This window comes from Flavihumibacter rivuli (assembly GCF_018595685.2).
GTDB classification, from domain to species: Bacteria; Bacteroidota; Bacteroidia; order Chitinophagales; family Chitinophagaceae; genus Flavihumibacter; species Flavihumibacter rivuli.
Map to the genome: position 1 here is coordinate 71,869 of NZ_CP092334.1, position 13,132 is coordinate 85,000.

General features: G+C 48.0%; 11 protein-coding genes and 2 tRNA genes (1 of these 13 cut by a window edge). 9 read left to right on the plus strand and 4 right to left on the minus strand.

What is annotated here, in order from left to right; all coding sequences use genetic code 11:
- The first annotated feature begins 1 nt into the window (after nucleotide 1).
- On the plus strand, nucleotides 2-1,033 hold the full coding sequence (metX, locus tag KJS94_RS00285; RefSeq protein WP_214446769.1) for a homoserine O-acetyltransferase MetX: 1,032 nt from the start codon (nucleotides 2-4) through the stop codon (nucleotides 1,031-1,033).
- A 440-nt stretch (nucleotides 1,034-1,473) separates the two neighbouring features.
- On the opposite strand, the gene KJS94_RS00290 is transcribed toward metX, so the two are convergent.
- Nucleotides 1,474-1,875 carry a hypothetical protein gene (locus KJS94_RS00290; protein WP_214446770.1) on the minus strand — a complete coding sequence of 134 codons (402 nt, stop codon included), beginning with the start codon at nucleotides 1,873-1,875 and terminating at the stop codon, nucleotides 1,474-1,476.
- A 77-nt stretch (nucleotides 1,876-1,952) separates the two neighbouring features.
- Here KJS94_RS00290 and KJS94_RS00295 point away from each other — a divergent pair, with 77 nt between their 5' ends.
- Complete coding sequence (locus tag KJS94_RS00295) at nucleotides 1,953-4,088, plus strand: ATP-binding protein (protein ID WP_214446771.1); 2,136 nt, start codon at nucleotides 1,953-1,955, stop codon at nucleotides 4,086-4,088.
- 75 nt (nucleotides 4,089-4,163) lie between these two features.
- On the opposite strand, the gene KJS94_RS00300 is transcribed toward KJS94_RS00295, so the two are convergent.
- Both KJS94_RS00300 and KJS94_RS00305 read right to left on the minus strand, forming a co-directional pair.
- Nucleotides 4,164-4,235: transfer RNA gene (locus tag KJS94_RS00300), tRNA-Glu, on the minus strand.
- Nucleotides 4,236-4,297: 62 nt separating this feature from the next.
- Nucleotides 4,298-4,369, minus strand: a tRNA-Glu gene (locus KJS94_RS00305).
- Nucleotides 4,370-4,539: 170 nt separating this feature from the next.
- On the opposite strand from KJS94_RS00305, the gene gap reads away from it, so the two are divergent.
- From gap to KJS94_RS18210, 5 genes are all read left to right on the plus strand, one after another.
- Nucleotides 4,540-5,553, plus strand: a complete 1,014-nt coding sequence (gap, locus tag KJS94_RS00310) for a type I glyceraldehyde-3-phosphate dehydrogenase (RefSeq protein WP_214446772.1) — start codon at nucleotides 4,540-4,542, stop codon at nucleotides 5,551-5,553.
- Between the two features lie 189 nt (nucleotides 5,554-5,742).
- Nucleotides 5,743-6,939 (plus strand): phosphoglycerate kinase, encoded by a 1,197-nt coding sequence (locus KJS94_RS00315; RefSeq protein WP_214446773.1) that lies wholly within the window; start codon nucleotides 5,743-5,745, stop codon nucleotides 6,937-6,939.
- Between the two features lie 135 nt (nucleotides 6,940-7,074).
- Nucleotides 7,075-7,665, plus strand: a complete 591-nt coding sequence (locus tag KJS94_RS00320; protein ID WP_214446774.1) for a LemA family protein — start codon at nucleotides 7,075-7,077, stop codon at nucleotides 7,663-7,665.
- Nucleotides 7,666-7,670: 5 nt separating this feature from the next.
- A complete protein-coding gene (locus KJS94_RS00325; RefSeq protein ID WP_214446775.1) occupies nucleotides 7,671-8,132 on the plus strand; it encodes a TPM domain-containing protein in 462 nt (153 codons plus the stop codon).
- A gap of 18 nt (nucleotides 8,133-8,150) precedes the next feature.
- A complete protein-coding gene (locus KJS94_RS18210; RefSeq protein WP_214446776.1) occupies nucleotides 8,151-8,948 on the plus strand; it encodes a TPM domain-containing protein in 798 nt (265 codons plus the stop codon).
- A gap of 78 nt (nucleotides 8,949-9,026) precedes the next feature.
- Here the strand turns inward: KJS94_RS18210 and KJS94_RS00335 are convergent, their stop codons facing one another.
- Complete coding sequence (locus KJS94_RS00335; protein ID WP_214446777.1) at nucleotides 9,027-11,525, minus strand: M1 family metallopeptidase; 2,499 nt, start codon at nucleotides 11,523-11,525, stop codon at nucleotides 9,027-9,029.
- Nucleotides 11,526-11,622: 97 nt separating this feature from the next.
- Here KJS94_RS00335 and KJS94_RS00340 point away from each other — a divergent pair, with 97 nt between their 5' ends.
- Together KJS94_RS00340 and truA are read left to right on the plus strand one after the other, a co-directional pair.
- Entirely contained in the window at nucleotides 11,623-12,861 is a 1,239-nt protein-coding gene (locus tag KJS94_RS00340; protein ID WP_214446778.1) for a hypothetical protein, read from the plus strand.
- 29 nt (nucleotides 12,862-12,890) lie between these two features.
- Nucleotides 12,891-13,132: the start of a tRNA pseudouridine(38-40) synthase TruA gene (gene truA, locus KJS94_RS00345; RefSeq protein ID WP_214446779.1), read on the plus strand. 505 nt of this gene lie beyond the right edge of the window; 242 of the gene's 747 nt are visible here — the first part of the coding sequence; it begins with the start codon at nucleotides 12,891-12,893; its stop codon lies beyond the right edge, outside the window.

Below are 13,132 nucleotides of genomic sequence, written 5' to 3' on the forward strand. Positions count from 1 at the left end.
CATGCTTCAACGATTTGAGTCTGATGAACCATTAATGCTGGAGAACGGCGGGGTTTTGCCTCGTTTGGAGATCGCCTATCACACCTATGGTCAATTGAATGCGGATGCTTCCAATGTGGTGTGGGTTTGTCATGCGCTCACTGCCAATGCTGATGCGGCAGATTGGTGGAATGGTTTTGTAGGAGGGAATGGTGCCATCGATCCGGGAAGGCATTTTATCGTTTGTGCCAATATCCTGGGTTCCTGCTATGGAAGTTCTGGGCCCCTTTCAGTGGATCCCTCCAGTGGTAGCTTGTATTACTCCAGGTTTCCCATGGTGACCATCAGGGATATGGTCAACGCGCATATTCGCCTCAGGAAACATTTGGGAATAGATCGCATTAAACTGTTGATGGGAGGAAGTATGGGAGGTTACCAGGTGCTGGAATGGGCGCTGATGGAACCTGAAGTGGTAGAAACCCTCTTCCTTATTGCCACCTCTGCTGCTGAAAGTGCATGGGGGATTTCCATTCATGAAGCACAACGCCTGGCCATTGAGGCCGACTCCACCTGGAGGGATAGTTCCCCCGGCGCTGGCAGCAATGGACTTAAGGCTGCGAGGGCCATTGGGATGTTAACCTACCGGAATTATGCCATCATGTGTGAGCGTCAATCAGACCCTGACAACAGTAAGGTCGATGGCTTTAAAGCTGCTTCTTATATAAGGTACCAGGGTGATAAACTTGTACAACGTTTCAATGCACAGTCGTATTGGATACTTTCCAGGAGTATGGATTCCCATAATATTTCAAGGGGTAGGGGGGCTACAGTTGAGGAGGTGCTGTCCACCATCAGGCAAAAAACATTGGTGATTGGCATTGCAAGTGACCTTCTTTGTCCGCCTGAGGAGCAACGGAAGATGGCCAGGGGTATTCCTGGTGCTAACTATGTTGAGATCGATTCCGCATTTGGCCATGATGGCTTCCTGGTTGAAGCTGCAGAGATCAGTAAGATACTTGTGGCTTGGATGGATGGTGATCCGGGGGATAAGTAAAATAAAAATGGATCGGTATGAAAGCGACCCGATCCATTTACATTAGCCGGTTTAGGTAAAATCTTTATTGGGTGTCCAGTTCCCAGGGTTCAGATCCTATCGGCATCATTGACGAAAATCACAACCTGATGTAAAGATGCTGAGTGGATTTTTGTCTTGCAACTTAATTAGGTGAATGGCTGTTTTTTCCCGATGAATGGGAGTTTGCCTTTCTACCCTCTTTATTACCTGTATTAGATTCATTAGGGTGCTGATTACCTGACCGTGATTGTTCATGATGGTAACCATGTTACTGGAAAATTAAGCCATGGCATAATGGGGCACCCTTATGTGCTTAAAGGGTATTTGAAGATCATCAAGTACATTAGGCAGGACTGGCGAGGTAGTAGCAGTCTGGTTATGTGAATAGGGTAGGGCCTTGGTCCTTAAGTTGACAGTTGTCAGTGGTTCAGCGAGAAGTGTAGTTTCAGTCTTTCTGCTTCTTCCTGCAACAGGGAAAGTCCAACTTCCATCTGGGTAATGAGCCTTTCATAATTTTCCATCAGGGTATCTTTCATTGGTTTCCTTCTGCAGAAGTCTTCGAATACCTGGATATGCTGCTGCCAGTAGTGCAGGCCGGCATAACCCCATAAGGGTTTGATGCGGTGGAATCGCTGGCGAAGGGTTTCAGAATCCCCTTTTTCTGCAAAAGGCTTGCTCAGGGCTATTTCACTTTCGATCTGCTGATGGGCAGTGGTGAAAATATCCGCGATGGCTTCCAGGTCGTTGTCATGTATCTCCAGGAGATAGGCCTGGTCGAAAGCAGCACTGAAAGCATAACTGATTTCTTTGGTTTTAGGCATAGGGTACAATTTTAGGATCCTGGCGGCGTTTCCTATCTGGTCGTGGTAAACTGGTGGCCGCATTTGCCTGTAAAACGATGAGATCAAGTTATCTAGTATCCAATGTCCTTAAATTTTGGGATGAACTGGCTGCAGAATACCAACGCAGGCAGGAAAGGGCTGGTCCGTCCCCGCTCAAATCCCTGACGGAGATAGGGATAGGGGTGACATCGCTCAATGTGGTGCTGGGATATTGGAACAGTCAGTACGGTAGCGCTTTTGTCTGCCTCCTGGCCACAGCTTCCCTTCTGGTTGTTAACTACCTTCGGCTTTGGGAAAGGGAGGACAGGGCTAAATGGTTGCTTATAGGCACCTTCAATATCACCCTATTCCTGGTATGTTATTTTGCTGGCCTGAAAACGGGCACCTACCTCTATTTCTTTCCGGTGATCTTTGCGATAATCTTCCTGATCGATAGCAGGATCAGCCAGGAACTGATCATGATCGAAGGGTTGACCATGCTCTGCCTGGCCCTCACTTTTGTGGTTTCGCCCTATGAGATCAGTAAGGCCGATCCCTCGGCTTACAGTTACCATTATACCTTCCGGATCAACCTGGCCCTGTCACTCGTGTTGACCGGGTTTGTAGGCTATTCCATCCTCAAGACCCTGAACAAGAAGGAAGCCGACCTGCTCAGTGAAAAGGCATTCCGGGATACCATTTTTGACACTTCCCTCGATGGTATTTTCATTATTGACCTGGAGAAAGGAGAGGGTATGGACTGCAACCAGCGGGCCCTGGCCTTGTTTGCGCTGGAGGACAAGGAGCGGTTTTGTGGCAGGCCGGTGGAGGAAATGCTGGGAGAAGAATTCAAGGACAAGCTAATGCTATTGGAAAGGGCGCCAAAGGCAAATCCACGCCCCTGGTTCGGTAACCTGGAATTTGCATTGCACAATGGACAACCGCTCTATGCATATACCAATATTGTACCCTTTGAGCATTTGGGCAGGAGTTATGCCAAAGTGAGTATTTTGGATATTACGCAGGTGCGCATTGCTGAAGTGGAAACGCTTAAGGCCAAAGAGAAGGCAGAGAAGGCCGCAAAGGTTAAGTCGCGATTCCTTTCCTCCATGAGCCATGAATTGCGGACGCCATTGAATGCCATCATCGGGTCTACTAACCTGCTGCTGGAAGAACCTCACCTGCAAGGCCAGAAGCCAATGCTCGATGTATTGAAACATTCTTCTTCCCATATGCTGGAACTGGTGAATGATGTGCTAGATTATAGTAAACTAGAGGCGGAGAAAATGGAACTGGGCAGTACCCCCTTCTCCCTCGAGCATGCTTTTGAAAAAGTATACCAGATGTTCAGGTCTTCGCTTATAGCAAAAGGCCTTGGGTTTGAAAAGCAGGTAGATCCTCGTTTAAACATAACCGTTATAGGTGATGAGTTGAGGCTGAGCCAGGTGCTGAATAACCTTCTTTCCAATGCCCTGAAGTTTACGGACCAGGGAATAGTGGTGCTGAAAGCCGACCTGGTACATGTATCCAAGGGTATCGCTGAAGTAGAGATATCCATAACGGATACAGGTATTGGCATACCTAAGGAAAAGCAAAACCGGATATTTGATAAATTCTATCAAACCGATGCCAAGACCACCCGCAAGTATGGTGGTTCCGGACTTGGACTTGCGATCAGTAAGTACCTGGTAAAATTGATGGGAGGTGAAATGGCAGTGGAGAGCGAGCCTGGCCAGGGTAGTACATTTTCCTTCAGGATCAAACTGGATGTTGAGTATTCATCCAAGCCGGCAGCGGATAGCCAGGTTGTGGAAGTGGCGCCCCTGGCTTCACTGGAAGGTATAAGGGTGCTGGTTGCCGAAGACAACCCTGTCAATATGATGGTTGTCAGAAGATTCCTCCAGAAATGGCAGGTGCAACTCTATGAGGCCACCAATGGAAAGGAAGCGGTTCAATTGTTCGGGGAACATGCCGTGGATATCGCTTTGCTGGACCTTGATATGCCTGAAATGGACGGGGAAACAGCGCTTAGGCTGATCAGGGAGATCAACCCGGAGATGCCGGTGATCGCCTTTACTGCTGCTGTATATGACCATATGCAAAACGACCTGGAGAAGAAGGGGTTCACAGATTTCCTTCCTAAGCCCTTCCGTCCGGAAGAACTCCGGCAAAAGATCTGCGCTTACCTGAAGGCCAGGCAATCTGCTGCTTGAAACATATTGCTATTATCAGATGGAAATTGTCCGGGGGGATAGCAAATAAAAAAGCCCCGGAAATCCGGGGCTTTGTACCGCGTACGGGAATCGAACCCGTCATTCATCCGTGAAAGGGATGCGTCTTAGCCGATTGACCAACGCGGCGAAAGAGGTAAGAACTTTGTGGGTTTAAAAAGAAAAGCTTCAGCAACCCGAAGCTTATTTTGTACCGCGTACGGGAATCGAACCCGTCATTCATCCGTGAAAGGGATGCGTCTTAGCCGATTGACCAACGCGGCATTTCCCGTTTGGGAGTGCAAAGATAGGGTGGTATTTTCTTTCGCCAAAAAAAAATCCAAAAAAATTCCAACCGCCCTCGAAACTTGTTGAAAAATGGGTAGGTGTTTTTTCCCCGAAACGTTAACTTCGCTACTCATTTTTATTCTTCATCAAATTTCAATTATTATTTATGAGCACTGTAAAAGTTGCCATTAATGGTTTCGGTAGGATTGGACGACTGGTTTATCGCCAGATTTATAACATGCAAGGAATTGATGTGGTTGCTATCAATGACCTGACATCTCCAAAAGTGTTAGCCCACCTGCTGAAGTACGATAGTGCCCAGGGCCGGTTTGATGCGGACGTTAAAGCTACAGATGATGCTATCATCGTAAATGGTGATGAGGTTAAGATATATGCTCAGAAAGACCCTTCCCAAATTCCCTGGGGCAACCATGGCGTGGATGTTGTAATTGAAAGCACTGGTTTCTTTACTGATAAGGACAAGGCTGCTGCCCACCTGAAAGCCGGCGCCAAGCGAGTAGTTATCTCTGCTCCTGCAACAGGTGACCTGAAAACAATTGTTTTCAATGTTAACCACCAGATCCTGGATGGTAGCGAAGAGATCATCTCCTGTGCTTCCTGTACCACCAACTGTCTGGCTCCAATGGCCAAGACCCTGCACGACAATTTCGGTATCGAGATCGGTAGCATGACCACCGTTCACGCCTACACCAACGACCAGAATACCCTTGATGCTCCCCATGCAAAAGGTGACCTGCGTCGCGCAAGGGCTGCTGCTGCCAATATCGTTCCCAACAGCACTGGTGCTGCCAAGGCTATCGGTCTTGTTCTCCCTGAACTGAAAGGCAAACTGGATGGTGGTGCACAGCGCGTGCCAACTATCACTGGTTCCCTGACAGAACTGACTTGTATCCTTAGCAAGAAGGTGACATTGGAAGAAGTGAATGCCGCCATGAAGGCAGCCAGCAACGAAAGCTTCGGTTATACTGAAGATGAGATCGTAAGCAGTGATATCATCGGCATCTCTTATGGTTCCCTGTTTGATGCTACCCAGACCAAGGTGATCACTGTTGGCGACAAGCAAATGGTGAAGACCATCAGCTGGTACGATAACGAGATGAGCTATGTTAGCCAGCTGGTTCGTACTGTTAAGTATTTCGCCGGTTTGATCTCCAAATAATTCATGAAAGGAGGCGGTATTCCCGCTTCCTTTTTTTCTTTTTTCATAGGGGGTTGCTGGATTACTCCATGCATCCCGCTTGTTTTTCTATCGATTGCTTTCCGTATTATTTTGATGCTTTGATTATCCCGTGCCTGGAGTCATTTGGGTGCGTAAGGATTTTATTAACCTGATTAAACGAACTGAATTATGATCAATTTCAGCCAGTATAACTTCGCCGGCAAGAAGGCCCTCATCCGGGTAGATTTCAATGTTCCCCTCAATGAGAAGTTTGAGATCACGGATGATACGAGAATGCGGGCGGCTGTCCCAACCATCAAGAAGATCCTGGCCGACGGTGGTAAGGTGATCCTGATGAGCCATCTTGGCCGTCCCAAGGATGGTCCAACTGAAAAATATTCCCTCAAGCACCTCGTGCCCCATCTTGCTGAATTACTGGACGGGGCGCCAGTGCTCTTTGCCAATGACTGCATTGGAGAACAGGCCTACCTGACCGCGGATATGCTGAGGAGTGGTGAGGTCTTGCTCCTGGAGAACCTGCGCTTCTACAAGGAAGAGGAAAAAGGGGATGAAGGATTTGCCCAAAAGCTGGCCAGGCTCGGGGATGTTTATATTAATGACGCCTTTGGTACAGCTCACAGGGCACATGCTTCAACAGCCGTGATCGCCCAGTATTTCCCAAAGGAAGGAAAGATGTTTGGCCTACTCATGGAAGGTGAGGTGACTAGTGCCGAAAAAGTATTGCACCAATCTGAGAAGCCATTTACTGCTATCATCGGCGGAGCCAAGGTTTCTGATAAGATACTGATCATTGAGAACCTTCTTGAGCGTGCTACAGATATTATCATCGGGGGTGGTATGGCCTATACCTTTATGAAGGCACAGGGCGGTAATATTGGAAATTCCCTCTGTGAAGACGATAGGCTGGATACAGCAAGGGAGCTGATAAAGAAGGCAGAGGCCAAAGGTGTTTGCATTCACCTTCCTTCCGACTCAGTGATCGCTGATAAGTTCGATGCCAATGCGAATATTTCCATTGCACCCAGCAATAATATTCCTGCTGGTTGGATGGGATTGGATATCGGTAATGAGGCTTGTGAACAGTTCAGCAATGTGATCCGTCGTTCGAGGACCATTCTCTGGAATGGCCCCATGGGCGTTTTTGAAATGGCTAAGTTCCAGCATGGAACAAAGGCAATTGCAGAGGCCGTAGCTGCTGCAACTCAGTCTGGTGCTTTCTCCCTGGTGGGTGGCGGTGATTCCGTTGCCGCGGTAAACCAGTTCGGATTTACGGATAAAGTGAGTTATGTTTCTACCGGTGGTGGAGCGATGCTCGAATATTTTGAGGGCAAGGAATTGCCGGGTATCGCCGCAGTGAAAGCCTAAGGTAAACCAGGAAATAGGTTAAGCCATCCTGCAAAGGGTGGCTTTTTTTAATTCCTTAAAAGTGTAAATCAATCGATAAGATATTTTTGTTTCGGCTATATAAGTGCTAATTTTAATTTTCTAAACCTATTTGCAATGAATTCAAAAAACCTGATTCTGATCCTCATCTTCGGAGTGATCCTTCTTTTTGGTGGCTGTGCCTGCAATGGTTACAATGGTATGGTGAAAATGGATGAAAACGTAAAGAACAAGTGGGCTAACGTTCAAAGTGATTACCAGCGAAGGGCCGACCTTATCCCTAACCTTGTGAATACGGTAAAGGGGGCTGCCAATTTTGAACAGGAAACCCTGACCAAACTGATGGAAGCAAGGGCAAAGGCGACTTCCGTACAAATTGACCCTACTAATATTTCCCCTGAGAAATTGGCTGAATTCCAACAAGCCCAGGCCGGTGTATCCAGCGCCTTGGGCAGGTTGTTAGCAGTAGTGGAGAATTATCCCGACCTGAAGGCCAACCAGAACTTCAGGGACCTGCAAGCGCAACTGGAAGGCACCGAGAACCGGATCAAGGTTTCCAGGAATGACTTTAACGCTGCTGTACAAGAGTACAACGGTACCGTAAGGACCTTCCCCAATAATATTTTCGCAAACATGTTCGGCTTCAGGGTGAAGAATGGATTCCAGGCTGATCCGGGAGCTGAAAGAGCACCTGAGGTGAAATTTTAATTCAAATGGGATTGTTTTCATTTGGCAGGAGGATATCATTCCTTTCTAATGACGAGGCCGCTCGCATCGTTGAAAAGATCAGGGAATCTGAAAAGAGGACCAGTGGTGAGATAAGGGTATTCATCGAAAGCAAGTGCCGTTTTGTTAATCCGATCGACCGGGCTGCAGAAGTATTCTGGAGCTTGCAGATGGATCATACTGACGAAAGGAATGGTGTACTGATTTATGTGGCCGCAAAGGACCACCAGGCTGCTATTTGGGGTGACGAAGGTATTCATAAGGCTGTTGGTTCAGATTTCTGGAAAAATGAAGTGGTGAATATGCTGGATCATTTCCGCCAAAATGAATATGCCAAAGGCATAGAACTGGTGGTGAGCGATATTGGTGAAGCCCTGAGCAGCCACTTCCCTTATAAACCGGGTACCGATCGCAATGAGTTACCGGATGATATTGTATTTGGACATTAAGCATACCCCTGAACTACCATGACTAGAAGAATATTATGCACGCTGGTATCTTTGCTGTTCTTATTGCAGCTATCGGCGCAAAGGGTATTGCCCAAGCCCAATCCACAACGCCTGGTCAATGATGCGGCCGGATTATTGACGCCTGACCAGGTAGCCTCCCTGGAAAGAAAACTGGTGGCCTACGATGACACCACATCCAACCAGATCGCTATTGTAACGGTTCCATCCCTTAATGGATTGGAACCCGTTGATTATGCTACAGAACTGGGCAGGGAATGGGGGATAGGCGGCCGGGAATTCAATAACGGGGTGATCGTATTGATCTCTACTGGTCAGGACGGTGAGAAGCGGAAAGTTTTTATTGCGCCGGGTTATGGACTGGAAGGTGCTTTGCCTGATATCATCTGCAAACGTATCGTTGAGGCTGAAATGATCCCCAACCTTAAGGCGGGGAACTACTATCGTGCCATTGATGAAGCTACAGATGCGATCATAAAGGCAGCGGCCGGTGAGTACAAAGCACCAGAAGGGTACAATAAAAGGGGGGAGGAGGGTGAAGGTGTACCTGTATTCTTTATCATCCTGATCGTGCTGCTGGTATTGTTTGTGATCAGCCGAGGCGGACGTGGTGGTGGAGGCGGTGGTGGTATGATGAGCAGGAGGGGATACCGTGGCTGGAATAGTGGCCCTCCCGTTATCTTCTTCCCAGGTGGCGGAGGTGGTAGTGGTGGTGGTTGGTCTGGCGGCGGCGGAGGTGGTTTCGGCGGCTTTGGCGGCGGTAGTTTTGGTGGCGGTGGTGCCGGCGGTGACTGGTAATCTTAAGTAGTATTGAATTAGGTAAGAATAAAAAAACAGCCATCCATTGGATGGCTGTTTTTTTGGGACTCTCGCGGCTTAGAATGCTTTCTTTTCCGCTCTTTTGGTCTTGATGTATTCAGCTACTTCCTGGCTGCCCGGACTATTGTCCTTCTGTTTGGCAGTCAAAATGCTTTGTAGCACCATGTTGTTGATATAGCTATCGGTTTGGTTGCGATAGGCTTGCGGAATGGCTTCCCTGAAATCAATGATCATGTCTACGCCTTTTTTGATCTTGTCAGTGTTCTTCATTTTTGCCAGTAGTTCCGCAAAAGGCTGCAGCATTTCAAACTTTGTCTGGGATAAAGGAAGTTGGTCAAATGTATTGCCGATGACATCGAATGCTTCTTCCAGCCCGTTCTTGGCGGCTACGGAAGTGACAGCACTCAGCAATTGTCCTTTGATGGGCTGTTTCACCATTTCTTTTGTTGCTGCAACGGCGGCATCATTGTCAACCACGGCAAGGCCTTCCAGGGATGCTCCTGCAATAGAATAGGAAGAATCCTTGATGCCTTTTTCATAGATCTTCTTATAGGTTGCATTATCGTAGTTGGCCAGGAGTTCTATTGCCTTGGCTTTCACGGTTGCCTTAGGGTCCTTTTCTGCCAGTTCTGCAATGGACTTCTCCGCAGCTTGCCTTATGCCGGCCTTCTTCATGTCGAGCCTGTTCAGGGTGAGGTTTCGCAAGCCATGGTATTTGTCGTTCAGTGCTGCCAGCAACAATGCCTGTGCTTTGGGGTCATCCTGCTTTTTGGCACAGAATTCAATAGCTTCCCTCCTGTCAAGGTAATTGCCTGCATACTTGTACTGGTGAATATAGTTGTCAAGGGTCTTATTGTCGTTCTTCTCTGCCAGCAGTACCTTGTCCCCATCCACATTCACCAGGTCTGGACGCTTTTTGTAAGAGAAGGAGAAGGAGTCGGCCTTGGTTGTTACCCAAACCATGTGGCGGGTTTTGGCTGTTCCTTCGTAAATGTCAATAGCCATGGGAAGCTGGAATGCTTTTTCCCCTTCCTGGGTTTGTTTGATTGTCACTTTTACATTTCCTGCTGCATCATCATAGGCATAGTCAATGGTCAGTTTAGGGTGTCCGCTGCCAAAGTACCATTGGTTAAAGAACCAGTTCATGTCCCTTCCGCTGACTTCTTCCATGGCAAGCCTTAATTGGTGGGCTTCTGCTGCTTTGAACTTATTGGTGGTCAAGTAATTGTTCAATCCTTTGAAAAATGCACTGTCGCCTAAATAGTTCCTCATCATATGGAGGATCCTTCCTCCCTTCTGGTAACTAACGGCATCAAACATGTCTTCTTTATCCTTGTAGTAGAATCTGGCCAGGCGCTTGCTGGCATTTTCAGGATTGGAAAGATAACCCTGCATACCTGAATAGTTGGTGGCATCCCCGGCATCCTTGCCGTACTTGTATTCATTCCACAAGGTTTCGCTGTAGTCTGCAAAGGATTCATTTACCGTCAGGTTGCTCCAGCTCTCAGCTGTTACATAGTCGCCAAACCAGTGATGGAACAATTCATGGGCAATCACATCTTCCCATGCGTTTCCGTCAACCAGCTCACGTGCATCCTGCTGGGCACTTTCCTGGTGCAGGGTGGCGGTAGTGTTCTCCATGGCACCGCTTACATAATCTCGGCCGACGATCTGCGAATATTTCACCCATGGGTAGTCAACCCCGGTAATGCGGGAGAAATAGCTCATCATTTCCGGCGTATGGCCGAAGATCCTCCTGGCTACAGGTTCGTATTCCTTCTCAACATAATAGTTTACCTCTTTTCCTTTGTACTTGTCTTTCACCACGGCATAGTCGCCTACACCCATAAAGAAAAGGTAAGGGGCGTGGGGAAGGTCCATTTTCCAATGATCGGTGCGGGTGCCATCTGTGTTCTTCTTCTGGGCGACCAGTTTTCCGTTGCTAAGTGTAACGTACTTGTCAGGAACCGTCATCATGATCTCCTGGGTGGTCTTTTGACCCGGCCTGTCGATGGTGGGGCACCAAACAGAGGTAGCTTCCGTTTCACCTTGAGTCCAGATTTGGGTGGGCTTGTTTTTTTCCTCTCCTTTCGGATTGATGAAATACAATCCCTTCGCATCTGAAATGGCAGCACTTCCTTTCACCTTCACTTCGTTAGGTTTCGCTATATACTCAACATAGATGGTGTATGGTTCGCCACCTTTGTAACTCTTATTCAGTTTTACACGAAGGTTCCAGCCATCATATTCGTATTTAAGGGGAAGGTTGCTGGTGCCCTTAACCAACGCTACGGATTTAATGTCCATTCCCTTGGCGTCAAGGTTAAGGGAATCGGTAGCGTAAAAATGGGGTTGAAGGGTGATCCATGCTTTTCCATACAACCATGACTTCTGGTAGTCGAATTTGACATCAAGTTTGGTGTGGACAAGGTCGTTGATACGGGAACTGGTTTCCCGGTAAATGGATTTCCAGCTATCGTCCTCCGCTTCCGGTGTTTGTGCAAAACCGGCGGTTAAGGATAGCAGGCAGAATGCGCTTAAAAGTCCTTTTTTCATACAGGTTAATTATCAGGGTAAATATATTGGATTGGTCACGTAATAAGGCTAAAAAAAAGTATAAAAGGTCGGTACGGCCTGCATTGCTTAGATTTGAATGGAGAAATTCACCAGTTTCCAGATGAAGTATTTCCTGTTATTCCTGATTTGCTTGGGTATTGAATCTGAGGGCATCGGCCAGACCCCCGGGTTCATCTATATTCAAACGGAGAAAGGTGTGCCTTTTTATATCAGGACAGGCGATAGTTTATTAAGTGCTTCGGCCAATGGGCATCTTATACTAGCTCCCATTAATAAGGATAGGGTGGATATCATGGTGGGATTCCAGGGTGGCCGCCAACCGGTTCAGCGATTCGAGCAATTACCTGTGGAGAAGGACAGGGGCTGGCAGTTGGTCAAGAAGACCGAAGGTCGATGGGTGTTGAAAGACCTGCTGGATGGAAGGGAATTTTTACCGGTAGAATGGAGGGCTAATGAATTGGTCAGTGAAGGCTATTATAAGCGTAACGATCGGTTCGCTGTGATGCTGGCTGCTGTGGTGAATGATACGATCATCCTCTATTCCAGGTCTGCCAATGAAACAGCTTCGAAGAATGCATTGACCAGGGGAAATGGCAGCCCTGAAGTTGCGCCTGCACCCAATCCGGGGCAGGTGGTGGAAGCACAGCGACCAGTGCCAGCAACCAAAGAGGTTGTCCCGGCTCCTTACAATGTAACCCTTCCTGCGGGTGGAAATAAGTCTGGACTGCCAACCGGGAGAGAGGGTGTGTCAAGGAAAGGGGGCGCCCTTGATACGGTGGTTGGGCCTTCGGTGAGGATGGTCAGCCAATACAGGGAGGCGGGATACATGAAAATGATCTTTGTTGCCAGGGAAGGCAAGCAATATGATACAGTTGATGTGCAGATCAGAATGGATTCAGCAGTGGTATTGCCGCCGGAGGAATTGATGGGAAAGGATACGCTGCGAAGGGATAAGGATGGAGCAGTGAAGGATACGCCAATGCCGCCAATGCCAATGCCTGTAGCAAAAGTTGGTAAGCCTTTGGATTGTAATGGTGTTGCCACTGATGCAGATATTGACCAGTTAAGGGTCCGGATGCTGGCAAAGCGGATCAGTTATGACCAGAAGACCCAGATGGCGGTCAAGGCTTTTGGCAGGAAGTGCCCGCAAACCAGGCAGCTACGCGCCTTGAGTGAGTTGTTCATACCCGATGAAGCCAAGTTCAATTTCTTTCACGCCAGCTTTCCGTTTGTAGTGGACAAGGAGCAATTCCCCAGCCTGGGGCAACTGATTGCCGATCCGGTTTATGTGGAGCGATTCAGGGAACTGCGCTGAAGTTGTTATTCCGGTAGTACTTTCGCTTAATGAACAGGTATTTTATTGAAGTTGCGTATAAGGGTGCAGGTTATTCGGGCTTTCAGGTCCAGGAAAATGCCCATACCGTTCAGGCTGAATTAGAAAAGGCATTGCTGGTATTGTTCAGGGAGCCGGTTTCCCTTACCGGCTCGTCCAGGACAGATGCGGGGGTACATGCATTACAAAATTATTTCCATACAGATACTGCGGCGGCCTTATCCGATCGGGTTGTTTACAACCTGAACGCCAT

What these genes read in the sequence shown, in the direction of transcription:
- metX (WP_214446769.1), top strand. Translation starts at nt 2, where the DNA reads ATGCTTCAACGATTTGAGTCTGATGAACCATTAATGCTGGAGAACGGC.
- KJS94_RS00290 (WP_214446770.1), bottom strand. Translation starts at nt 1,875, where the DNA reads ATGCCTAAAACCAAAGAAATCAGTTATGCTTTCAGTGCTGCTTTCGAC.
- KJS94_RS00295 (WP_214446771.1), top strand. Translation starts at nt 1,953, where the DNA reads ATGAGATCAAGTTATCTAGTATCCAATGTCCTTAAATTTTGGGATGAA.
- gap (WP_214446772.1), top strand. Translation starts at nt 4,540, where the DNA reads ATGAGCACTGTAAAAGTTGCCATTAATGGTTTCGGTAGGATTGGACGA.
- KJS94_RS00315 (WP_214446773.1), top strand. Translation starts at nt 5,743, where the DNA reads ATGATCAATTTCAGCCAGTATAACTTCGCCGGCAAGAAGGCCCTCATC.
- KJS94_RS00320 (WP_214446774.1), top strand. Translation starts at nt 7,075, where the DNA reads ATGAATTCAAAAAACCTGATTCTGATCCTCATCTTCGGAGTGATCCTT.
- KJS94_RS00325 (WP_214446775.1), top strand. Translation starts at nt 7,671, where the DNA reads ATGGGATTGTTTTCATTTGGCAGGAGGATATCATTCCTTTCTAATGAC.
- KJS94_RS18210 (WP_214446776.1), top strand. Translation starts at nt 8,151, where the DNA reads ATGACTAGAAGAATATTATGCACGCTGGTATCTTTGCTGTTCTTATTG.
- KJS94_RS00335 (WP_214446777.1), bottom strand. Translation starts at nt 11,525, where the DNA reads ATGAAAAAAGGACTTTTAAGCGCATTCTGCCTGCTATCCTTAACCGCC.
- KJS94_RS00340 (WP_214446778.1), top strand. Translation starts at nt 11,623, where the DNA reads ATGGAGAAATTCACCAGTTTCCAGATGAAGTATTTCCTGTTATTCCTG.